The 23820-nt window shown below is 52.1% G+C and carries 17 protein-coding genes and 4 pseudogenes; 5 read left to right on the top strand and 16 right to left on the bottom strand.

Annotation, left to right across the window (positions count from 1 at the left end; all coding sequences use genetic code 11):
- Positions 1-287: 287 nt before the first annotated feature.
- The gene (bhsA, locus tag ACQ86O_RS18590) at positions 288-548 is read left to right on the top strand and encodes a multiple stress resistance protein BhsA (protein ID WP_431222333.1); all 261 of its coding nucleotides are present in this window, start codon (positions 288-290) and stop codon (positions 546-548) included.
- Between the two features lie 148 nt (positions 549-696).
- Positions 697-984, top strand: coding sequence for a hypothetical protein (locus ACQ86O_RS18585; RefSeq protein ID WP_431222332.1), 288 nt, complete (start codon positions 697-699; stop codon positions 982-984).
- 45 nt (positions 985-1029) lie between these two features.
- On the opposite strand, the gene lapB is transcribed toward ACQ86O_RS18585, so the two are convergent.
- The 11 genes and pseudogenes from lapB to ACQ86O_RS18530 form a co-directional block, all read right to left on the bottom strand.
- Positions 1030-2202: a lipopolysaccharide assembly protein LapB gene (gene lapB / locus ACQ86O_RS18580; protein ID WP_431222331.1), complete on the bottom strand. Its 1173-nt coding sequence runs from the start codon at positions 2200-2202 to the stop codon at positions 1030-1032.
- Positions 2203-2208: 6 nt separating this feature from the next.
- Positions 2209-2511, bottom strand: a complete 303-nt coding sequence (locus ACQ86O_RS18575) for a LapA family protein (RefSeq protein ID WP_431222330.1) — start codon at positions 2509-2511, stop codon at positions 2209-2211.
- Between the two features lie 345 nt (positions 2512-2856).
- A pseudogene (locus ACQ86O_RS18570) lies at positions 2857-3652 on the bottom strand (SDR family oxidoreductase).
- Positions 3649-5172, bottom strand: coding sequence for an FGGY family carbohydrate kinase (locus tag ACQ86O_RS18565; RefSeq protein WP_431222329.1), 1524 nt, complete (start codon positions 5170-5172; stop codon positions 3649-3651). The pseudogene ACQ86O_RS18570 and the gene ACQ86O_RS18565 overlap by 4 nt, the downstream one beginning before the upstream one ends.
- Positions 5165-6060, bottom strand: a pseudogene (locus ACQ86O_RS18560) (ABC transporter permease). The gene ACQ86O_RS18565 and the pseudogene ACQ86O_RS18560 overlap by 8 nt, the downstream one beginning before the upstream one ends.
- A 178-nt stretch (positions 6061-6238) precedes the next feature.
- On the bottom strand, positions 6239-7738 hold the full coding sequence (locus tag ACQ86O_RS18555) for a sugar ABC transporter ATP-binding protein (RefSeq protein ID WP_431222328.1): 1500 nt from the start codon (positions 7736-7738) through the stop codon (positions 6239-6241).
- 9 nt (positions 7739-7747) lie between these two features.
- Positions 7748-8365 carry a DUF2291 family protein gene (locus ACQ86O_RS18550; protein ID WP_431222327.1) on the bottom strand — a complete coding sequence of 206 codons (618 nt, stop codon included), beginning with the start codon at positions 8363-8365 and terminating at the stop codon, positions 7748-7750.
- Between the two features lie 60 nt (positions 8366-8425).
- Positions 8426-9358, bottom strand: a complete 933-nt coding sequence (locus ACQ86O_RS18545) for a D-ribose ABC transporter substrate-binding protein (RefSeq protein WP_431222326.1) — start codon at positions 9356-9358, stop codon at positions 8426-8428.
- Positions 9359-9420: 62 nt separating this feature from the next.
- On the bottom strand, positions 9421-10221 hold the full coding sequence (locus tag ACQ86O_RS18540) for a GolD/DthD family dehydrogenase (RefSeq protein WP_431222325.1): 801 nt from the start codon (positions 10219-10221) through the stop codon (positions 9421-9423).
- 10 nt (positions 10222-10231) lie between these two features.
- Positions 10232-11140, bottom strand: coding sequence for a transketolase family protein (locus tag ACQ86O_RS18535; protein ID WP_431222324.1), 909 nt, complete (start codon positions 11138-11140; stop codon positions 10232-10234).
- 2 nt (positions 11141-11142) lie between these two features.
- The gene (locus tag ACQ86O_RS18530; RefSeq protein ID WP_431225770.1) at positions 11143-11946 is read right to left on the bottom strand and encodes a transketolase; all 804 of its coding nucleotides are present in this window, start codon (positions 11944-11946) and stop codon (positions 11143-11145) included.
- A 401-nt stretch (positions 11947-12347) separates the two neighbouring features.
- Between ACQ86O_RS18530 and ACQ86O_RS18525 the strand changes: the two genes are divergently transcribed.
- Positions 12348-13142 (top strand): DeoR/GlpR family DNA-binding transcription regulator, encoded by a 795-nt coding sequence (locus ACQ86O_RS18525; protein ID WP_431222323.1) that lies wholly within the window; start codon positions 12348-12350, stop codon positions 13140-13142.
- A 15-nt stretch (positions 13143-13157) separates the two neighbouring features.
- Here ACQ86O_RS18525 and pgpB read toward each other — a convergent pair whose 3' ends face one another.
- Both pgpB and ACQ86O_RS18515 read right to left on the bottom strand, forming a co-directional pair.
- Positions 13158-13922 (bottom strand): phosphatidylglycerophosphatase B, encoded by a 765-nt coding sequence (gene pgpB, locus ACQ86O_RS18520; protein ID WP_431222322.1) that lies wholly within the window; start codon positions 13920-13922, stop codon positions 13158-13160.
- A gap of 232 nt (positions 13923-14154) precedes the next feature.
- Positions 14155-14685, bottom strand: a complete 531-nt coding sequence (locus tag ACQ86O_RS18515) for a hypothetical protein (RefSeq protein WP_431222321.1) — start codon at positions 14683-14685, stop codon at positions 14155-14157.
- An 862-nt stretch (positions 14686-15547) separates the two neighbouring features.
- Here ACQ86O_RS18515 and ribA point away from each other — a divergent pair.
- Positions 15548-16141: a GTP cyclohydrolase II gene (gene ribA, locus ACQ86O_RS18510; protein WP_431222320.1), complete on the top strand. Its 594-nt coding sequence runs from the start codon at positions 15548-15550 to the stop codon at positions 16139-16141.
- Positions 16142-16255: 114 nt separating this feature from the next.
- Here ribA and acnA read toward each other — a convergent pair.
- The 3 genes and pseudogenes from acnA to topA form a co-directional block, all read right to left on the bottom strand.
- Positions 16256-18900, bottom strand: a pseudogene (acnA, locus tag ACQ86O_RS18505) (aconitate hydratase AcnA).
- 287 nt (positions 18901-19187) lie between these two features.
- Positions 19188-20162: an HTH-type transcriptional regulator CysB gene (cysB, locus tag ACQ86O_RS18500; RefSeq protein ID WP_431222319.1), complete on the bottom strand. Its 975-nt coding sequence runs from the start codon at positions 20160-20162 to the stop codon at positions 19188-19190.
- 358 nt (positions 20163-20520) lie between these two features.
- A pseudogene (topA, locus tag ACQ86O_RS18495) lies at positions 20521-23117 on the bottom strand (type I DNA topoisomerase).
- A gap of 427 nt (positions 23118-23544) precedes the next feature.
- On the opposite strand from topA, the gene ACQ86O_RS18490 reads away from it, so the two are divergent.
- Positions 23545-23796: a YciN family protein gene (locus tag ACQ86O_RS18490; RefSeq protein WP_431222318.1), complete on the top strand. Its 252-nt coding sequence runs from the start codon at positions 23545-23547 to the stop codon at positions 23794-23796.
- Positions 23797-23820: the final 24 nt, after the last annotated feature.

Raw genomic sequence — 23820 nt, 5'->3', positions numbered from 1 at the left:
CCAGCAAAACTGACCGCCGCATTCTACATGCCAGACAGCGGAAATCCCAGCCACCGCGCCAGTTGGCGTTAAGTAATGTTAACTCAGCCTACGTCATAGAGTGTCAATTCCTGCCGGCCCACTTACCCCTAGGGACGTAAATCGCAGTAAAGATGGGTAAATTATCAATCAAATAATTTGATTAACTAGCTCAACGTTATCACGTTTTAAACAAAAATATTTTCTATATCATTCAACACATCTAAAGGAATTCATCTTCACAATTAGATAACTAACTGGAATAAATTATGAAAAACATCAAATATTTTGCCGCAGTTGCCACGCTTGCCATGACTTCTTTCGCCACCTTTGCCGCCGAGCCGGTCAATCTGCAGCAAGCACAGAAACTGACCGAAGTTGGCGTTGTTTCCGCCGGTCAAGCCACAACGTTGAGCAGCCTGGAAGCCAAATTGGCCGCCAAGGCTGAGGCTCAAGGTGCCAGCAGCTACCGCATTATCTCCGCAGGCGGCAACAACCTGTTGCACGGCAACGCAGTCATTTACAAGTAAACCTGATTCAGGGCTCGCGATGCGGGCCCTTTTTGCCTCGCTCCAAACCCCGCCAATGTTACAAATAGATTAAATTTTTATTACATACTGGACACATTCAAATAACTGACATAGCTTGATGGTTAGTTCCCGCATAAAAGGCTGAAAAATGAGCGAGATATCCACACTCACCATCAAGATCCCTCTGGCACTGAAAGAAAAGATTAAGGCTATCGCTCTGGAGAACCAGCTTTCCCTCAGCGCTGAAGTTTGCCAACGGTTGGAAACCAGTTTTGATCTGCCGGTAAAAGCCAGCAAGAAAGCCGCCCCGTTACATCATGACGACATTGATAATCAGGGCACCGAAGAAGAAATTGAACAGCCTTTGAACCAGAAAGAGCTGAAGAAGCTGCGCCAATTGTTGAAAGGCAACCTGAAAAACAGCAAGAAGAAGTGATCGAGACAAAAAAACGGGGCGATAAGTTATTTAATCGCCCCGTTTTTATTGCCCATCCAAGCCACGGATCGGTTTTACCGAAGCCCAGGCCCGGCATGAAGGGCAATGCCAGTAAAGTGAATGGGCCGTGAAGCCACATTTGTGGCAACGGTAACGGGGCTTGGTACGGATCTGTTCACCCACCATGTCGCGCAGCAGCAACAGGCTTTCCTTGGCCCTACCATCTTCCGCATCCGCCAGATGATAATCCATCAGGCGATAGAACAGCCGCATAGTAGGATGGCGTTGCAATTGGCGGTTAATGTAAACCTGCACCACATCGCGCCCTTCCCGCTGCTCAATGACCTCCGCCAGCATCAGCTCCGCTGTGGCACCCGTATTCTCTTCAACACAACGTTTGAGGAAATCCGCCCATTCCTGCTGCTGTTGCGGCAAATGCTGATAGCACTCATGCAACATCGGCAGGGCTTCGCTGACCAGCTCTTTGTCTTGATCCAGAACGCGCGTCATGGCTTCTACCGCTTTGGGGTAGTCTTCTTGTGCCATAAAGATGCGCCCGAACATTATCGACACGCGTGCACACTGTTTATCTGCCGCCGCCGCGCGCTTTAACAGGCCCATCGCCTTATCAAGATCGTCGCTGCCCATCGCCTGCAATGCCAGCTCGCAATAAAAATGGGCGATTTCGATGCGCTGCTTGTCTTTGCCCAATTTAACCAGCTTTTCCGCCACTTCGATGGCCTTCTGCCAATCGCTGGTCGCCTGATGGATCACCAACAGCTGCTGCAAAGCCGAAACACGGAAATCTTCTTCATTGACCAACTGGCTGAACATATCCTCGGCACGGTCATACAACCCGGCAGCCATGTAGTCACGCCCAAGCTGCTGGATCGCCAGAAGGCGTTGTTCGAAGGTTAAAGAGGCACTTTCCATCAGCGCCTGATGGATGCGGATGGCGCGGTCAACTTCGCCGCGTGAACGGAACAGATTACCCAGCGTCAGGTGTGCTTCGACGGTGTTGCTGTCCTCTTTCAGCATATCAAGGAACAGATCGACCGCTTTGTCCTGCTGGTTGGAAAGCAGGAAGTTAACCCCGGCCACGTACTCACGCGAAAGGCGGTTGGCTTCCTGTTGTTTATCCTGCTGAGCACTTCTGCGCCCCATGTACCAACCGTACGCGGCAGCTACAGGCAGCAACAGAAACAGCAGCTCTAACATAGAAGATTATTCCTTGCTGACAGCAGGCAAAGACGCCGGTTCGGCAGGCGTTTCAAGCTGTAGCTCCAGCCTTTTGATCTTGCGATTGGCACGCCCCAAGGCAATGCGTGTACGCAGATAAAATACCCCGCAGATGATCCAGCCCAAGACAAAACCACTGCCAAACAAGGCGGCCAACAGGGTTGATACGCGATATTCGCCCTGAGCAACCAAATAGTTAAAAGTCACAACCTGGTCGTTCTGCGCGCCTAGGGTGACTGAAACTACGAAAATCACCAGAACCAACAAAAAAATCAGCAAATATTTCACATTCTTTCCCGCAATGCCGAGTGAATCGGATGAACTCTGTCCCAGTGTTGCCAGCCATAGCCAATTCTATAACTTGCAACACCTGGGATATGTGCCATTAAGTGGCTTCCCTGACACTTAAGTTAGCATTTCCCATCGTAGCAGGGAAACCCTGCACGCGATAAAACCAGATATCTGCCGGGATATTCAGCAGGAAACGAAGCACCGAAGCAAATTAATGAGAAAGCTTCTCAAAATGGGAGGTTTATCCTGATATGGGGGCAAAAGCGAAGATTGCAATGCGGGATAAAAATCTGCCTTGATGCGGCCCCTGATTGGAGCCGCGAAATAGGTGACATTGTCACGCTAGGACATGATCAGACCACCATCAACATTGATAGTCTGGCCGGTAATATAGCAGGCGTCGTCTGAGGCCAGAAACGCCACCAGGCCAGCGACATCTCCAGGTTGCCCGGCACGCTTGAGCGGGATACCTTGCACCCATTCAGCCATCAACTCCCCTTTGCCATAGCGTTTTTCCGGCGTACTGAGAATTTCCCCCACACGCGGTCATTGTAATCCCACATTTCGCTTTCGATAATCCCTGGGCAGAACGCATTGACGGTAATGTTATGACAGGCCAGTTCCAGCGCCAGGCTTTGAGTTATACCGATCACCCCCATTTTACTGGCAGCGTAATGTGGCGTGTAGATAAAACCATTGCGCCCCTGCCCTGAAGAGGTGTTGATCAATCTGCCTCCCCCTGCTTCACCATATATTTCGCCGCTTCACGGCAGCATAGCCAGACGGCAGTGGTATTGACTGCAAGCACCTTTTCAAAATCGCTTTTGGGCATTTCATCAAAACGATCGATAGTGATCACCCCGGCATTTTGAATCGACACATCAATGCGGCCAAAGCTTTCCCAGGCTTGCAGATACATGTCCTGGACCTGCTTTTCATCGGTTACGTCCAGTTTTACTGCTACAATATGCACCTGATGACGCTGGCGTAGCTGTTCTGCGCTGTCAAAAATACGATCGCTGTTTGACGCCATCACCAGGTTGGCCCCCTGCGAGGCGAAGCGCTCTGCGATGCCAGCGCCAATCCCCCGACAAGCGCCGGTGACGACCACCGTTTTACCGCTAAATTGCTGTTTCATGCTAATTCCTCGTTTAAACAAATATTCGATTCTGGTTGCCAAAGCGTGCGTTGGACGGCCTGCTGCCAACCCTGATAGCTTTTATTCAGCAACAGATGCCGCTGCATATTGGGTTTGAATTCGTCATGCTCAGGCAGTAGCTGCAACAATTGCGGGTCTTTCAGGCCGAAACATTGTCGCATGGCCAGTAATGCCGCACCGATCGCCGACAGCTCCGGGGTGTTGCTGCGTGCCACCGGGCAACCCAGCAAATCGGCCTGAAACTGCATCAGCCAGTCGTTACGGCTTGGTCCGCCATCTGCCATCAGGCATTGCAATTGAAAACCCGGGTGCTGGCGCAACGCGCCAATCACATCGGCAATCTGATAGGCCACCGCCTCCAAAGAGGCCCGGATCACATGAGCACGTTGGGTGCCCCGGCTCAAACCGCAGATCACGCCGCGAGCCCGATCATCCCACCACGGCGCTCCGGTGCCGGTCAGCGCCGGAACAAAATAGACCCCTTCGGTGCTTTCGATGCTGGCAGGTAACTCGCTGAGTAATCGCTGATCGGTCATCTCCATGTGTGTAATGCCCAACATCCAGGCCACGGCATCGCCAGTATGGGGAATATTGCCTTCAAGGGCATATTGCGAGCGATAGCCATCGTGCCAGGCAATGGTGGTGGCCAATTGGGTTATGCCATGATGGATGTCGTCAACCGGCGCCATCACTGATGATCCGGTGCCGTAGGTCGCCTTCACCCGGCCCGCCAGCCCTAATCCGTGCCCATACAGCGCCGCGTGGGAGTCGCCAATCATGGCGCAGATGGGAATACCGTCGGCGATACCTTCGACACCTTGCGTCACGCCAAAATCACGGCTGGATGGGCAAACCTGCGGCAATGCCACTTCCGGGATGCCAAACAGCTTCAGCATGCTTTCGTCCCAACGCCCGGTAGCCAGGTTCAGTAATTGAGTGCGGGCCGCATTGGAACGATCGCAGCAAAACTGCCTGCCGCCGGTCAGATGCCATAACAACCAGGCATCAACGGTGCCCAGGCATACGTCACCATTCTCTGCACGCTGCTGACCTTCCGGCATGCTGTCTAATAGCCAACGCATTTTTGAGGCAGAAAACAGCGGAGCGATCGGCAACCCGGTCACCTGACGAATCAGAGCGTCTTGCCTGTCACGCCGCAATTGATCGCAAAACGCGGCGCTACGTGAACACTGCCAGGTGATGGCCGGGCCGATGGGCTGGCCGTTATGACGATACCAGCCCATTGCGGTTTCACGCTGGTTACTGATGGCGATGGCAGCGATACGGTCTTCGCCAACCTGGGCAATGGCCTCACGCAGCACCGCCAATGATGCCTCTAACAGCGCCTCCCCTTGCTGCTCTACCCAACCAGACTGAGGCGTTTGCAGCGTCAATGGCCGGCTGCTGGAGGCAATCACCTTACCTGCTGCATTCACCACTACCGCTTTGGCATTGCTGGTGCCTTCGTCCAGTGCCACAACACAATCACGCTTATCCATGGCTCACCTCGGCCAGCGGCTGTGCCGCCTTCTTCTCATGGCGCTGCATCAGGGTCACCTTGCTTTGCAGCCGTTGCTGGAATTGGTCAATCACCACGGCGGTCACTATCACCAGCCCTTTAATCACCATCTGCCAGAACTCGCTGACCCCCAACATCACCAGGCCATCCGCCAGGAACACGATGACAAAAGCACCGATAATTGAACCAAATACCCGCCCACGCCCGCCGCTCAGTGCGGTTCCACCTAACACCGTGGCGCCAATGGCGTCCATTTCAAACATGTTGCCGGTCATCGGGTGCGCGGTTTGCAACTGGGAAGCGATCACCAGCCCAACCAACCCGGCACACATACCAGAGAAGGCATAAACAAACATTTTCACTTTCACGATCGGCACACCAGATAACCGTGCCGCTGACTCATTGCCACCAATGGCATAGATGTAACGACCCAACGGCGTTTTTTGGTGATGTAAATACCCAACAGCACTATTACAAGCATCAGCCAGATCGGGTTGTAAATACCCAGGAAAGTGCCGGAACCCAGCGTGGCAAAACCGGTGTTGCCCAACGCCTCCATACCCACCAGATTAGGGTAGGTCTTACCGTCAGCGGTCAGCAACGCCGCACCACGGGCCACATACATCGCCCCCAGAGTGCAAATAAAAGGGGCAACCCCCAACTTGGTGATCAAGGTTCCGTTGACCAAACCGATAGCAATACCGGCGATGGCCACCACGACAAACACTTCATAGACATTGAGAAACAGCAGGTTGCCCCCACCGAGCGGTAACCCAACGGTTAGCAATGCCCCGGCGATCATGCCGCAGACACCTGCCACTGCCCCCACCGAAAGATCGATCCCCCCGGTCAGGATCACCAACGTCATCCCAACCGCCAGCAAACCGGTGATCGCGACGTGCTGAGTCATGATCAACAGGTTGGACACCGTGAGAAAATTAGGCACCATGCTGCTGAAAAACAGCACCACCAGCAGCAAGGCGATAAAGGTGCGCGCCTGCAGCAAATACATGTACAGCCGGTATTTGGTTTGCATCTTGTTATCCTTAAGCATGAGGGGTTGAAGCTCGGATCAGCAGTTCGCGATCGGCTTGTTCACGGGGGAGATCGGCCGTCAGTTGCCCGTCCGCCATGACGATCACCCGGTCCGCCAGCGAAACCACCTCATCAAGTTCGGAGGAGGAAAACATGACCGCCAGCCCCTGACGGGCCATCGCGCCAATCAGGTGATAAACGTCGGTTTTCGCCCCCACATCAATGCCGCGTGTCGGTTCATCGAGAAACACCACCTGTGGCCCGGTCAGGAGCGCTTTACCCAGCACTACTTTTTGTTGGTTCCCACCGCTAAGTGAGGTGACAGGCAACCCGGAATCGCTAACCTTGATGGCCAGTTTTTCTATCATGCCGTTGACGATATCGGTCTCACGTTGCTCGCTGATCAGTTTGACAGCGTTGCGCCCCAGACTGGAAAGCGTCATGTTGGCTTGAATCGACATCATCTGAACCAGCCCTTCCGCTTGCCGGTCTTCCGGTACCAGGGCCATACCGACGCGCATCCTTTCGCGAAAACTGCTGCGCTCGACGTTCTTGCCGTTAAGCAGAATCTGCCCGGAGGTTTGGCGCATTACACCGTTGATCACTTTGAACAGCTCAGTCCGCCCCGCCCCCAGCAAACCATAAATGCCGATCACCTCTCCGCGCCGTAACGAGAAACTGACGTCATTCAGACGATAGCCGCCGTTTTCATGCGGTAGCGTCAGATTACTGACCCGCAGCACTTCCTCTCCTTTTTCGGCCGGAACATAATCGAAATGCTTTTTCTTTTCGCCGACCATTTTTTCAATGATCCAGGGGATGCTGACGTTGGCGATCTGCTCGGCCGCCACAAAGCGACCATCACGAAATACCGTAACCTGATCGCCGATCTCCATCAGCTCTTCCAGGCGGTGAGAGATGTAAATCAGGGTGACACCGCGTTTTTTCAGATCGGCAATCACCTTGAATAAAGTGCGAACCTCAACCTGACTGAGCGCGGAGGTCGGCTCATCCATAATCAGCACCCGCGTGTCTTTTGCCAGTGCGCGAGCAATCTCAACCAGTTGCTGATGGCCAATCGCCAGGTTGCCGAGCAGCATATGAGGATCAACGTTCAATTCCAGCCGCGCCAGCAGGGATTTGGCCAACTGGTACTGATATTCCACATTGATCCGGCCACGCTGGAAGAATTCGTTACCCATAAAAATGTTGTCCATCACGGACATATTGGGGAACAGATTGAGCTCCTGAAAAATAATGCTGATACCGTGCTTTTCCGCATCTTGTGTGGAATGCATATCAATCTTCTGGCCATCCAGCTCAATGCTGCCGGACGAGGGCCGCTCTACCCCCGCCAGCAGTTTCATCATGGTGGATTTACCCGCGCCATTCTCCCCGATCAGCACGTTGACCTTATTGCGAAAAACCTGGTAGCTAACGCTGTCGAGTGCCGTGACGCCGGGATATAACCGCGAGACGCTATGGGTCTGGATGATGACGGGGTTACTCATAACCTCTCCTCAGGGTTGGATACGCACCGGCGTAATCAGCAGCGGTTCCGCTGGCAGTTGCCAACTGGTAAATACGCCGTAGACGGTGATTTTCTCGCCCACTTTCGGTTCAAAACCGGCCAACTCGGCAATCGACGCCTGATTGATACCTTTGGCGAAATCCCCAAACAGCGTCTGATCGTTAAAATCGCTGTAGCCCAACCCCCGATAGCTGTCACGCAGCACAGTGCCGCGATAAACCGGGCCAATTTGCACCTCTAAGCTATTGATCGGGCCTTCGGCCAACTTGAGCGTCATGCGGCCACTGCGAGATTGCGTGTTGATAGCCGTAATCTCCCCGCTGACCGAAGTACTGAAGTGACAAGGGAATTCAGGTTGCGCGCGATAACCCAATTGCTGGCAGGCGGTGTCAAAATCTTTTGCCTGGCCAATCTGCGCGATCAGGCTGGTAAGTGGCACTGCGCTCTTCATCACCTGCGGCACAATCTGTTCATGGTAAAGAGCCCCGGCCTGGGCCAAATGTGGATTTACCGGGCTTTGCAGTGCCGCCAGCTGTTTTTCCGAAACAATGCGACAACCGCTCAGCGCCATCACAGCAGCGATTGCCAACGCAACGCGCTTGGACATAAAAACCTCCGGTCACACCCCGCCGCAACGGGGTGTTGAAAAAGCCATTACCGCTGTTGATTACTGCTGGTAGTTAAACTCATTGACCTTGCTGGCATTCTTTTGGTCGATCAGAATGCCGCGAAACATGATGCGTTCCTTGCCGGTGTAACTTCCGGACTGGAAGTATCCGTCGAGTATCTCCACTCCCTGGCTGGCAATCGCCTGTGCTTGCAGCATCACGCTCGCATAAAGGCTGCCATTGAGGATGGCATCACGTTCATCGTTACTGCCGTCGATGCCCACCACGGTCACATCACCACGCCCCGCGGCTTTCAGCGCAGCCACGGCACCGAGAGCCACTGGCCCGTTGCCACAGATGACGCCTTTGATATCCGGATGTGCCTGCAGGATGCTGTCCATAATGCGTTTGCCTTCCAGCAGGTTACCCTTGGCGTCCTGACGCGCAACGCTGACCATTTCAGGGTACTGATCGATAACGTTGTGGAAGGACTGTGAACGGGTCACGCAGTTATTGTCGGCCAGGTTGCAGGTCAATTCAGCGTATTTGCCGGTTTCTGCCATTTTCTCCACGAACTGGTTGGCAACGTCGGAACCGGCCTGGAAGTTGTTATGCGTGATCTGCGCCAGCGCCACGCCATCAACCGGGATTTCACGGTTAATCAGCACCACCGGGATCCCGGCATTCTTCGCCTGTTGCACCGCGGCAACGCTGGCCTGAGAGTCGGCATTATCCAGTACAATGCCCTGCACTTTGCGGCCTATTACCAGGCTGATCAGTTCCCCCTGGCGCTTCACATCCTCGCCGTGGGAAAGCACTAATGTGCTGTAACCTAAAGACTTGGCTTTGTTTTCGGCACCTCGGGCCTCGGCAGAGTAATAAGGGTTATCCAGGGAGTTCACCAGGATGGCAATGGTGCCTTTTTCTGCGGCCTGAACGGGTATCAGGGCACTGGTGGCAAACAGGGTCAGGTAAGTGGCTATCTTTTTCATGATGTTGTTCTCTTATCGTTGTGTTGAACATCGTCTGGTGTTGGCGATCGGGGTGGTGCCGCTTACCAAATGGTAAAACCGCCGTCGATCATCAGATCCGCACCGGTGATCATGTCGCTGCCGTTACTGGCAAAGAACAGAATTGCCGCTGCAATTTCATCGGTATAAGCAAAGCGCCCCAGCGGTATCAGCTTTTTCATCTGCTCGCCTTTTTCGCCCCGCCAGGCTTTCTCCCCCATCGGGGTCAGCACTACGGTCGGTGACAGGGTATTGACCGTGATCCCATGAGTCGCCCACTCTTTCGCCATCACTTTGGTCATGCCCAACAAGCCAGCTTTTGCCGAGGTATAGGCGCAGTGGTTATCAATGGCGATTGATGCCGCCTGGGAGGCTATGTTGATGACTTTGCCACCGTGCCCGGCTGCGATCAGACGCTGAGCGAAAGCCTGTGCGCAAAGGAACGGCCCGGTCAGGTTGACGGCGATATGCTGTTGCCAGTCACTGAAATCGATCTCGGTGGCGGGCTGCAAATTAACGTATCCCGCGCAGTTCACCAGAATATCCAGGCGACCCCAGCATTTCTGGGCGGCAGTAAAGGCTGCTGCCACCGATTGAGGATCGGCAACATCACAGACCTGATAAGCAACCGGATCTCCGGCCAGTTGCTGTTTTATTGCCGCCACTTTTTCCTGCTCGAACTCGGGGTACATCAGCACCAGGCGAGCACCTTTCTCCAACAGCATCTGATTGGCAGCCATGGCGATACCGCCAAGCCCGCCGGTAACCACCGCTACTTTTCCTGCCAGCGACATCTGAGTATCAACACCGTAGCGTAAATTGACGTCGTATTCGTTTTGGCTCATCCCATTCTCCTTATTTGCTCAACTGCTGATGCAAACCTGCGGCGTCAATCGCATATTGCTGGCGTAATGCGGCGCGGCTGCTGCTATGGGTAAATTCATATGGTGGAACGCCCAACGGCACGAAGGGTTGGCGCAGTTGATGCTTGAGCATCAGTTCACTGATGATGGTAGCCAGCCCGCCACTGAGCACGTGCTCCTCCATGGTGATCACCTGCTGGTGCTCACGGATCAGTGCTACCACCGCCAACTCATCCAGCGGCCATAGCGAAGGCAGCGAAACCACGGTCGGGTCATCCCCCATTGCCAACACTTTCATCGCTTCATGCACGATGGTCCCAAGGCAGAACACCACGCTGCCTGTTCCTTCGTGCAACACTTCGGGTTGCCCTGGGCGGAAGTGATAGCTTTCTGTGTGCAGCAGCGGGAGTTTGTCGCTGTCCATGCGAATATAGGCCGGCCCTGGACTGGCAATCACGTGGCGCACTATCTCTGCGGCCTGCCGCCCGTCGGCTGGGGCATAAACCGTTAAATTGCCCAGCGTGCGGGCAATGGCAATATCATTCATACAATGGTGGGTAGCGCCCAGCGGGCCATAACCAAAGCCCGCATTCAAACCCAACATTTTTACGTTGGTGGCTGAATAGCAGATGTCGTTTTTCATCTGTTCATTGGAGCGTGCAAACAGGAACGGCGCCGCGTTAGCGGTGAACACGGTCCGGCCACTGAGCGCGATCCCTGCGGCCATGCCAACCATATTCTGTTCAGCGATACCGACGTTAATCACGCGCTCCGGGTAAGCTTTCTCAAACGGGCCGATTTTTGAAGTTGACGTGGAGTCGGCCACCATCACACTCAGATCCGCACCAGCCTGCTGTTGTTCAATCAGCGTGGCGATCACTGCATCACGTAAATCCTGCATGGTTAGTCCTCCAGTTCTGCCAGCGCCTGCGCCAGCTGTTGATCGTCAGGGACGGCGTGATGCCAGGCTGGTACATTGGTCATAAATGACACGCCATGACCTTTCTCGGTGTTAGCCAGGATCACCCGTGGTTTATCCTGCCCAGGGCGGTTGATGGCATCGATCAGCGCTTGGGGATCGTGCCCATCGCATTCACTCACTTCAAAACCAAAGGCTTTCCACTTATCTGCCAACGGTTCCAGCGGCATGATGTCTTCGGTTTTCCCCGCCAGTTGCAGGCGGTTGCGATCGACGATAGCGATCAGGTTATCCAGTTTAAATTTACTGGCGGACATGGCCGCTTCCCAGTTGGATCCTTCTGCCAGCTCGCCGTCCCCCAGCAGCACGAAAGCACGACGGTGCGCTCGCCCGGCCAGTTTGTTGCCCAACGCCAAGCCGACGGCAATCGGTAATCCATGCCCCAAGCCCCCGGAATTAATTTCCACCAGCTCCGGTAATTTTTGACGAATCGGGTGCCCAGCCAATAGAGTGTCATCCCCCATGTATTGCTCGAGTACCGCTGGATCCAGCAGCCCCATCGCGGCGCAACTGCAGTAAAAACCGCCAGCCCCATGGCCTTTCGACAGGATGAAACGATCCTGGTCAGGACGGGCGTTGCTACGATCCATCACCGCCATATACAGCGTGCAGATGATGTCGATTTCTGACAGATCGGCACCGGTGTGTCCTTTACCCGCTTTATGGTTCATGGCCACAACGTAACGGCGGGCCTGTCGCGCCGTTTGGTTAATCGTCTGAACGTCCATCATCACCTCATCTTGGCTTTTCGTTTCACCGCTCTGTCACCATGAACAGTCGATAAAAACGAATCATTGATTTTCGAACGAAATCATATATTGTTAATTCGATAATTATTGTGGTGCAGATCAAATTTCAAACAAAAACGGATCGATAATAATTTATCAATAAAAACAGCAAAATACCGTTAATCGGTAAAATTCATCCATTTATCCACCAGATTCACCTCGGTTATTTTCGTGTCACAACCCTTTTTCATTTTTGAACGAAAATCAAATTTGTATCCTGAGTTATCAATGGCTTTATCATTTCAAGCGAGCTAAAATCCGGCGCATCAGCAGCAATATCTGGCACAAATCAGCCTATTGCACCGGTGGCAAGGCGCGTGTCTGGCGAGGGAGTATTTCGATTGAAAAGCAAAAGTGAACAGCTGGCGGAAATGCAACAGCGGCGGGAGAAGATCCTCGACATGATCCGCGAAGATGGTTCGGCTACGGTAAAGATGCTGACGGAAACCTTCGATCTGACCGAAGCCACTATCCGCACCGATTTGCGTGTTTTACAGCAACAGGGCTATGTCCAGCGTTTCCACGGTGGGGCCACGCTGGTTGACGGCAAACAGAATACCCATGCCTTGCTATTGGAACGCCAAATCAATCTGGTAGAAAAGGATCGCATCGGGAAACTGGCTGCAAGCTTTATCGAACCGGGTGACACCATTATCCTGGACTCGGGCACCACCACTACGGCAATAGCCAACCACTTGAGCCATATTAAAAAGCTTTCGGTTATTACCACCGGGGTCAATATCGCGCTGCAACTGGGCGGGGAGCCTGGGGTCAATATTTTACTGACCGGGGGAACATTCAAATTCCCGACGCTATCGACCTCAGGCGATAAGGCTGCCAGCTTCTTTGAAAATATGCTGGCCCAGAAACTGTTCCTGGCTACCGCCTGTATTTCACCGCGTTTGGGGTTGAGCTTCCCCAGCGAAACCGATATCAAGGTCAAGATGGCAATGATCAACGCTGCCAATACGGTGTATGTCGTGGCGGACTCCAGCAAAATAGATAAGGTTTCGATGTTTGCTTTGCCTTGTGATTGGAGCCATATCAACTATTTGATAACGGATGCCGGTATCAGCAATCAGGCAGTGCAGGCATTTGAAAAGCTGGGGGTAAAAGTGCTGATTGCAGGCGCCTGATTGGCGCCTGGCAAATTACTTCTCGCGTTCTCGCTCGCTGATTTCCTGCTGTTCCTGTGGTGGGATGGTGAGCGGGCCAAACCAACGTTGCGCCAGCCAGCAGGCCAGGGTGACCAGTAACCAGCCAATCACCACCGCGAATGCCAGATCCCGCGGCCAGTGCATACCCAGCAACAGGCGGCTTGCCATCACACCGGTTGCCCATACCATCAGCACCGACACGGTTTTATAGTGCCGACGAGGCCACAGCAACCCAACCCCCAGCAGCGCCCAGGTAGCGGCGAACAACGAGTGCCCGGAAGGAAAAGCAAAACCCGTTTCGAACTGCCAATGTTTGCTCAACCAAGCCGGTACTACCGTCTGATCCTGCAGTTGCTCTTTGACTAACGCACCGCGCTCTTTCCTGTGCAGTGAGTAGAAATGTCTTTCATCGACGTGATAGGTAGACTCCAGCCACATCACAAATGGGCGGGGTTCCTGTACCTGGTCTTTGATCGCCGATTTAATGCCTTGGCCGATAACAATTGCCGCAGACAACAGAATAAACAGCCCCACTGCCGGTTTCAGCCTAAAACGCAAACACCACAGAAACCAGGCAGAGAGGACCAGGCTGGTAACAATGCCCCAGGGTGCCGTAACGGTTTCCGTCACCCAATACAGCCCTTTAAGCAGGCCTTCATTGCCACCGGGCTGCCACTGCCAGCCAGAAACCCATACCGCCAATGGCATCAGCAGCAGCACGATCGCACCGCCCGCCGTGCGTTTTGCTATATCTAACATTCATTTATCCTTCAATTACATCCAATCCGCAGTGTAACAAGCTTGTAATCTCAGCAACATACTAAAAATTAAACAGATAGCAAACATCGGGAGTTTGATAGGTAGCGTCGTTGGTTAATAGGAGCCAGAGAAGGGATTTTATATAAAAAGCGAGTTTTTGATAGGTGGTTATCCAGAAGATTGCCGCAGGAGGAGAGAAATACGGTACCAAACTGATACCGTATCGCCAATGTTACTTGTTTACCTGGACAGAAAGCAGTGACTCACGACCCACTTCCAACCACTCTGGAGCCTGTTCTTTCGTGGTGTTAAAAGTCGTCAGCAGTAAACGCCCGTCAACAGACATTGCCAGCATCAGGTTATGGATCTCGGTATCTGCAGCCGGTGTAACAAAGTCAAACAACACCGCTTTTTGACCATTCACATCCACCTTGCTGATTTTCGGGGAGAACTGTGCCAGCATTTGCTTCATTTGCTGAGCAAAAGCATCCAGTTGGCTCTCTGCAATCTTGTTCACCGTGTAGTTGAAGGCAAAGTTAACGGTGGTTTCTGCGTTGGTGTAAACCTCGGTTGGTCTATTATTGGCAGGATACTTGACCTTCATGACATCCTTGCTCATCTCACTGAATGTCGTTGGCATATTCAGTGAAACACGCTTGTCTAATACTTCTACCTTTTCCACTTTGACCGCTTCGGCCATCGCAGAGGCAGCAAAAATCAAAGCTGCAGCACCTAAAATAATATTCCTAATCGTTCCCTTCATTTCCAATCCCTTAACCAGAGTTTTAATAATGCAATAACAATGTTTCCAAATGATTCTCACTTACTTTAACTATCATCATCTGGGTTATTACCTCGCCTTTTTTAAAAGGTCATTTAAATTCTAAAATGGAAATTATTTTTTTGCCAGTAAAATAAAGTGTCAGTCAGAATAGTCAGTAATAACAAATGGTATCAATAAAAAACAAATAATATAACTTTTACCTCACATTGCATTATCACATCAACCAGTTGATTAATATGATAATATTTTATAATCACTTGGTGTGAATGGTATTTTCATCCTGATCCCCCTTAAAACCGCATAAACTTAATAAAATAATTGGCAAGGCAATCAACCCGCAGCCTATTAATGCAAGAATAATCCTATGAAAAAACCATGCAATATTAAAAACCTCGACATTGATAAGCATTAAATTAACAATCTGCGGCAAGAAGTTTTGCGATTTAATATATCACTCACCAAGGCATTCACTAGCAGATAATATTTTAAATGTACACTCCATTACAAATATCCCTCCCGATTCAGGCAGAAATTAAGCATTTACACGAGGTTTACCTGCTTTACTGAGCGGCTACCCAATACTGATCTTGTTGCTGGTTGGTCTGTACCTGGTTATAGCGGGTAATACCCCTACTTCCGTCTGGTTCAAGCCACCGATTACAACGATAGTTACGGTAAAACGTCAGATGCTGCTTTGCTGAGCACCACTCGGCAAGAAGTTATGGCAAAATGGCGGATAATAGATATAAGCCCGTCGCCGCACATTTTAGTTCTGGTCAGTTCCTTGTTCCAGAAGTAGGATGCACGCAGCGATTTGACCGGATGTGTTTTGGAGAGTGACATGCAGCTTAAACTGGTGGCAGAAGCCAAACTGCCAACGCCATGGGGTGATTTCCTGATGGTGGGATTTGAAGAACTGGCAACCGGGCACGACCATCTGGCACTGGTATTCGGTGATATCTCTGGCGAAACGCCAGTACTCTCACGCGTACATTCTGAATGTTTGACCGGCGACGCCCTGTTCAGCTTACGCTGTGACTGTGGTTTCCAACTGGAGGCCGCATTGGAGCAAATTGCCGAAGAAGGCCGAGGTATTCTGCTTTATCACCGGCAGGAAGGCCGCAATATCGGCCTGTTGAACAAAATCCGTGCCTATGCCTTGCAGGATAAAGGGGCTGATACGGTGGAAGCCAATCATCAGCTTGGTTTTGCGGCAGATGAGCGGGACTTCACCCTGTGCGCCGATATGTTCAAACTACTGGGCGTTGGCGCAGTGCGCTTATTGACCAACAACCCGAAAAAGGTCGAGATCCTGAGCGAAGCGGGTATCAATATTACCGAGCGTGTACCACTGATTGTTGGCCGTAATCCAAAGAACGAGCGTTATCTCGCGACCAAGGCTGCCAAAATGGGGCATTTGCTGGATCAGAAATAAATACATCAGGGGTGCCTGAAAGGGTAATGCTTGTACAGGCTAAGACTGACGAGTCCCTCTCCCCAAAGGGAGAGGGAGGTTACCACAGGCATAGAGCAATCGCCCTGGCGCTATTTAGAGCATTTTGCGAATGACGTAGTGCAGAATACCGTCATTCTGGTAGTAGGTCAGTTCATTGCCGGTATCAATACGGCAGCGGGTATTGACCACCTCCCGCCTTCCGTCCGCGTAGGTGATGTAAACCGGTACCGTCTGGCCCGGTTTCAGCGCCTGCAACCCACTGACGCTAATCTGCTCTTCCCCGGTTAACCCCAACGTTTTACGCGTCACCCCTTGCGGGAACTCCAGCGGCAAGATGCCCATCCCAATCAGATTAGAACGGTGGATACGCTCGAATGATTCGGCGATCACCACGCGTACCCCTAACAGACGCGGGCCTTTGGCTGCCCAGTCACGGCTGGAGCCAGAACCGTACTCTTTACCGGCAATCACCGCCAACGGCACCTGCTCTTGTTGGTACTGCATCGCAGCATCGTAGATCGACATCTGATTCTGAGACGGAAGATGCCGGGTGTATCCCCCTCCACTTCTGGCAGCATTTCGTTGCGAATACGGATGTTGGCGAATGTGCCACGCATCATCACTTCGTGGTTGCCTCGGCGCGAACCGTAAGAATTGAAGTCCCTCGCCTCAACACCACGCTCACTCAGGTAACGGCCTGCCGGGCTATCACGTTTGATGTTGCCCGCCGGAGAAATGTGATCGGTGGTGACTGAATCCGCCAGGATCGCCAAAATGCGCGCATCCTTGATATCCTGTACCGGGTCTGGCTGCGCTTTCATACTGCTGAAGAAAGGAGGATGGCGGATATAGGTGGAATCTGGCTGCCACTGATAGGTAGACGAGCCGGTAACCTGGATCGATTGCCACGCGGCATCGCCATTAAACACTTCGCCATATTCCTTATGGAACATCTCGGTGCGAACCTGTTCCACCGCCAGGGCAATTTCTTGGCTGGTTGGCCAGATATCCTTAAGATAGACCGGTTTGCCATCCCGCCCAACGCCCAAAGAGTCGCGGGTCAGATCGACATTCATATTCCCTGCCAACGCATAAGCCACCACCAACGGCGGTGAAGCCAACCAGTTGGTTTTCACTAAGGGATGAATGCGCCCTTCAAAGTTACGGTTACCAGACAGCACCGCGCCAACGGTAAGATCCCCTTCTCTGATCGCCTGTTCAATCGGTTCTGGCAACGGCCCTGAGTTACCAATGCAGGTGGTACATCCGTAACCCACCAGATTAAAGCCCAACTGTTCCAGATACGGCGTCAGCCTCGCACTATTGAAATACTCGGTGACAACCTTGGAGCCTGGAGCCAACGAGGTCTTGACCCAAGGCTTGGTCTTCAAGCCTTTTTCTACCGCCTTTTTAGCCAATAGCCCGGCGGCCATCATTACGCTCGGGTTGGAGGTGTTGGTACAGGAAGTAATCGCAGCAATCACAACCGCGCCGGTATGCAGTTCGTGACTTTTACCTTCCAAAGTGAACGTTTTCACTTGCTGCTTATCTTTTTGGCTGCCAATTTCCAGCTCAGTCGCCGCGTTAAACGCCTTAGGAACCTGCGGTAAAGCAACACGATCCTGTGGACGTTTTGGCCCGGCCAAGCTAGCCTCTACCGTCGACATATCGAGTGCCAAGGTACTGGTAAACACCGGCTCATCGCCAGCATAGCGCCACATTCCCTGTGCTTTGGTATAGGCCTCCACCAGCGCAATCTGCTCGGCACTACGACCACTCAGTTTCAGATAACCCAGCGTGACTTCATCGACCGGGAAGAATCCACAGGTAGCCCCAAACTCCGGCGACATATTGGCAATGGTTGCGCGATCCGCCAACGGCAAATCAGCCAACCCATCGCCATAGAATTCAACAAACTTGCCAACCACGCCGTGCTTACGCAGCATTTGCGTGACGGTCAGCACCAGGTCGGTTGCGGTGATGCCCTCGGGTAACCTGCCGGTCAGTTTGAAACCAACCACGTCCGGAATTAACATCGATACCGGTTGGCCCAACATGGCGGCTTCGGCTTCAATACCGCCAACACCCCAGCCCAGGATCCCCAGGCCGTTAATCATGGTGGTGTGGGAGTCGGTACCGACCAGGGTATCGGGATAGGCAATATGCTTACCCTGCTCTTCGGTATGCCAGACGGTTTGCCCCAGATATTCGAGATTGACCTGGTGGCAGATGCCGGTGCCGGGCGGCACCACGCGAAAACGGTTAAACGCTTTTTGCCCCCAGCGTAAAAAGGTATAACGCTCGTGGTTACGTTCCATTTCGATGCGGACGTTTTCACCAAAAGCATCATCGTCACCAAACTCATCGACAGTCACCGAGTGGTCGATCACCAGATCAACCGGTGAAAGCGGGTTGACCTGATCTACTTTTCCGCCCAGACGTTGTACCGCCTCGCGCATGGCGGCCAAGTCAACGACCGCAGGCACACCGGTGAAATCCTGCATCAGTACCCGCGCCGGGCGGTAGGCAATTTCGCGATCGGCATGACCGGTTTGCAACCACCCCACAATCGCCTGCAGATCGTCAACCTGCACCTGATCGCCGTCCACATGCCGCAGCAGGTTTTCCAATAACACTTTCATTGATTTCGGCAGCCGGTCAATATCCCCTAACTGTCTGGCGGCCAATGGCAGGCTGTAATAGTGATACTCACTACCCAGTGCAACCAGCTTATCCATACTCGTTTTACGAAGATCAGACGACATAGCTCCTCCATTTATAATTATGTCAAAACAGGGTAATTACTGAGGTCTTATTTAAAGATAACACAAACCCCACGTAACGTTTTGATAACAACACGTTTTGATCATAACGATAGGCAATAGCAATCAAGGAGGGAAAGCTGTCGGTTTACCAATGAGTTAAGCAGAAGGCAAGCGGATAGGTTGGCGGAGTAATGTCGGGTGACAAGGCGTCAGACAGGAGGGGTAACCCTCCTGAAAACCGTTATTTTATCGCAATAATATTATTTATTCGGCAGCTTGATGTCCTTGAACATGGCCTCGATATCTTCGTTGGAGCGCAGAGCCACGGCGGTATCGACGACATCACGCGTTAAATGAGGGGCAAAGCGCTGGATAAAATCGTACATATAACTGCGCAGGAAGGTGCTGCGGCGGAAACCGATCTTGGTGGTGCTATAAGTAAAGATATCCCGCGCATCCACGGTAACCAGGTCCGGATCCTGTACCGGGTCTACCGCCATGCTGGCGATAACCCCAACCCCTAACCCCAGACGCACATAGGTTTTGATCACATCGGCATCGGTGGCGGTAAATACGATATGTGGCGTAAGCCCTGCGCGATTAAATGCCGTGTCCAGCTCAGAGCGGCCTGTAAAGCCAAAGGTATAGGTAACGATCGGGTAAGCGGCCAACTCTTCAATGGTGATATGGCTCTTGCCGGCCAATGGATGATCGGGCTTCACCACTACCGCACGATTCCAGTGATAGCACGGCAACATGATTAAATCGTCGTACAGATGCAGTGCTTCTGTAGCGATGGCAAAGTCGGCTGAACCTTTGGAAACCGCTTCGGCAATCTGCGTTGGCGAACCCTGATGCATATGCAGCGACACGCGTGGGTAACGCTCGATAAAACCTTTAATCACGTTAGGCAACGCGTAGCGCGCCTGCGTGTGGGTGGTAGCAACGTACAGCGAGCCTTTGTCCGGGTAGGTATGTTCACCGGCAACGGCCTTGATAGCATCCACTTTGGACAGCACTTCGCGGGCGATACGGATAATTTCCAGACCAGCAGGCGTTACTTGGGTAAGGTGCTTGCCGCTACGGGCAAAAATCTGGATGCCCAACTCATCCTCCAGCATTCTTACCTGCTTGCTGATGCCGGGTTGAGAGGTATAAAGACCTTCAGCCGTAGAAGAGACGTTGAGGTTATGGTTTACCACTTCTACGATGTAACGAAGTTGCTGCAATTTCATATCTTATACCATCCTAGGTTAATCACTGCGGCTTGTCCGCAGCCAGGTATTTCGGTATCGCCCGGTGTGCTCGAGAGTGATAAGCCTTAAACACAGTGATTTCGCCCAGATGCTGAAGAAAACGCCGTCGTTAATAAGCTTTAATCATAAGAAATTTTTTTATATAACCACTATATCATGCTGCGGCATCATGTATAGATCTGCATCACAGGATGATAACGATTATTTCGCATTACTATCAACGGTAAGACTTGCAAGAAAAACCAAGAAAGGCAGAAAAGAATAGATCTGCCTATCCATTTTAGCCAATAAAAAACCAGCCTTGTGAGCTGGTTTTTGTGACTTTTTGGCGTTTAGCTTACTTCTTGCCTTCAACCCATTTGCCATCCACAAAGAAAGCAGACCAACCGGTGGCTTTGCCGTCTTTCTCAGAAGAAACATACTGCTGCTTGGTTTTACGGCTAAAACGCACCATGGCTTTGTTGCCTTCTGGATCGGCAACTGGCGCATCGGCCAGATAACGCAATTTCTCTGGCAAGCGATCTTTAAAGCGCACCAACTCTTCCACCAACGGCGCTCGGGTTTCGCGCGATTTAGGGAAAGTGTTAGCCGCCAGGAACACACCGGCAGCGCCATCACGCAACACAAAGTACGCGTCTGATTTCTCGCACGGCAGTTCTGGCAACGGAACGGGATCTTCTTTCGGTGGCGCCACTTCACCGCTGCGCAGGATCTTGCGGGTATTCTTGCAATTCTCGTTGGTGCAACCCATGTATTTCCCGAAACGGCCCATTTTCAGGTGCATTTCAGAACCGCATTTATCACACTCGACGATTGGGCCATCATAGCCTTTCAGGCGGAATTCGCCCTCTTCAATCTCGTAACCGTCGCATGCCGGATTATTACCGCACACATGCAGTTTGCGCTGGTTATCGATCAGATAGCTGTCCATTGCGGTGCCACATTTCTGGCAACGATGGCGGGCACGCAAGGCGTTGGTTTCAGCATCATCCCCTTCAAGGATGTTGAGAACTTCCGTTTCCGGCACCAGGTTAATGGTGGTTTTACAGCGCTCTTTTGGCGTCAACGCGTAACCCGAGCAACCGAGGAACACGCCAGTGCTGGCCGTGCGGATCCCCATTTTGCGGGCACAGGTCGGGCAATCAATGCTGGTCATGACCATCTGGTTCGGGCGCATGCCGCCCTCTTGCGGATCTTTTTCGGCTGTTTCCAACTGCTCGCTAAATTCTGCGAAGAATTCGTCCAGCACCGCTTTCCATTCTGCATGGTTATTGGCGACCTGATCCAGGCCGTTTTCCATACGCGCGGTGAAGTCATAATTCATCAGTTCGCGGAAGTTTTCTTCCAGGCGATCGGTCACGATCTCACCCATTTTCTCCGCATAGAAACGGCGGCTCTCTACGCGCACATAACCACGATCCTGAATGGTCGAGATGATCGATGCGTAGGTCGATGGGCGGCCAATACCGCGTTTTTCCAATTCTTTCACCAGCGAAGCTTCACTGTAACGCGCTGGCGGTTTGGTAAAGTGCTGGCTTGGGATCAATTTCTGCAGATCAAGCTCGGTGCCCACTTCTACAAATGGCAAGGTGCGATCTTCATCGCCTTTGCGCAATGCAGGCATGACCTTGGTCCAGCCATCAAAGCGCAGCGTGCGGCCTTTGGCTCGCAACTGGAAATCACCGGCCTTCACCGTCAGCGTAGTGGAATCATACTGCGCCGGGGTCATCTGGCAGGCAACAAACTGGCGCCAGATAAGTTGATAGAGCTTCTGCGCATCCGCTTCCATATCTTTCAGTTGCTCAGCCAGAACGCTGACGTCTGAAGGACGAATGGCTTCGTGCGCTTCCTGGGAATTCTCTTTGCTGCTGTAGTGATTAGCGGCTTTCGGCAGGTATTTGTCACCGAAATTATCACCGATATAACCACGCACCATGTTGAGCGCGTCCTGACTCAGGTTGGTGGAGTCGGTACGCATGTAGGTGATGTGACCAGCTTCATACAGCCGTTGCGCCATCATCATGGTTTTCTTCACGCCGAAGCTCAGGCGAGTACTGGCAGCCTGCTGCAACGTGGAGGTAATAAATGGTGCCCCCGGCTTGCTGCTGGTCGGTTTGTCTTCGCGATCCAGCACCGTATAACGGGCTTTTTCCAGCAGTTTGACCGCTGCGTGAGTCTGTTCACGGTTAACCGGTTTGAACGGTTTATCGTGGGCATGGGTGACTTCCATCTGCAGCGCGATTTCGCCTTTTGCCAGCAGATCGGCGTGCAACTCCCAGTACTCTTCCGGTACAAAGGCCTTGATGTCGCGTTCACGCTCCACCACCAGCCGTACCGCGACTGACTGCACCCTGCCAGCAGACAGGCCACGGGCAATTTTTTCCACAACAGTGGCGAAACCATATAGCCCACCACGCGATCCATAAAGCGGCGCGCCTGCTGTGCATTGACACGATCGATATTCAGCTCGCCTGGCGCTTTGAACGCCTGCTGGATCGCGTTTTTGGTGATTTCGTTAAATACTACGCGGCTAAAGCGCTTGTCGTCCCCACCGATCACTTCCCGCAGGTGCCAGGCGATGGCTTCCCCTTCGCGGTCAAGGTCCGTTGCGAGATAAATATGGTCGGCATTTTCTGCTAACGATTTTAACTCGGCGACAACTTTTTCTTTACCCGGAAGAATCTCATATTGCGCTTTCCAACCGTGATAAGGATCGACGCCCATACGATTAACCAGCGCCGTTTTTTCATCTTTCTTAACTTTCTTTTTGGCTTTGTCTTCGGTTGCGTCAGCATTTTTTTTGCTGACTGATCCGCTGGTCGGCAAATCACGGATATGACCAACGCTGGACTTAACCACGTAGTCACTTCCTAAATATTTATTAATAGTTTTGGCTTTTGCCGGGGACTCAACTATTACGAGAGCTTTGCCCATATTTACCTTTACCTAATTTTATATCTTCTAAAAAGAAGCCATTTATCTCGCCGTACCGCGGCAATTCGTATCTCTTTTTTATATTGCGGTAGTTTGGCAGGAGATCAAGGCGTTTTTTTCTAATAGTGCTCTAACTGGTCAACCTGAACGCAAAATGCCAGCTTCGGCTGCTTACCCTCAACCCCAGAAGTGCGGCCACGCCGGGCCTACTGTCGTAGCGTAAACAAATCCTTCCACCTGGAACCGCAAAATCCCACACTCTACCTGATAAAAACCGCTACGCAACTTAATTAGCACGGAAATCATCTTTTCGCCAAAACAGATTAAACCGCCAGCCATCCAGATGGCATTTAAACCTTAGCCGGTTTGCGGATAAACGTGAACAAGCGTTAGAATACTGGCAGAATTTTTGTCAGGAGTGGAATAAATGCGAACAAATACTCAACCGATCGAACGAGAAGCATTGCTTATTGAAGCAAATAACATCATCCGTAATCACGAAGATTATATGCACGGTATGATTGCGACAGAAGTTGAGCAAAAAGGCAGTGTGCTGGTTTTTCGCGGTGAATTCTTTTTAGATCCCGATGGACTGCCAACGGCAAAAACCACCGCCGTATTTAATATGTTTAAGCATCTGGCCCATGTACTTTCAGAAAAATACCATCTGGTGGATTAACCATTAAAACGGGGGCCTTGGCCC

Source organism: Serratia sp. L9 (assembly GCF_050632285.1).
Classification (GTDB): Bacteria; Pseudomonadota; Gammaproteobacteria; order Enterobacterales; family Enterobacteriaceae; genus Chania.
Note: the sequence above shows the minus strand (reverse complement) of the source record. Positions and strands in the feature narration are given on the sequence as shown.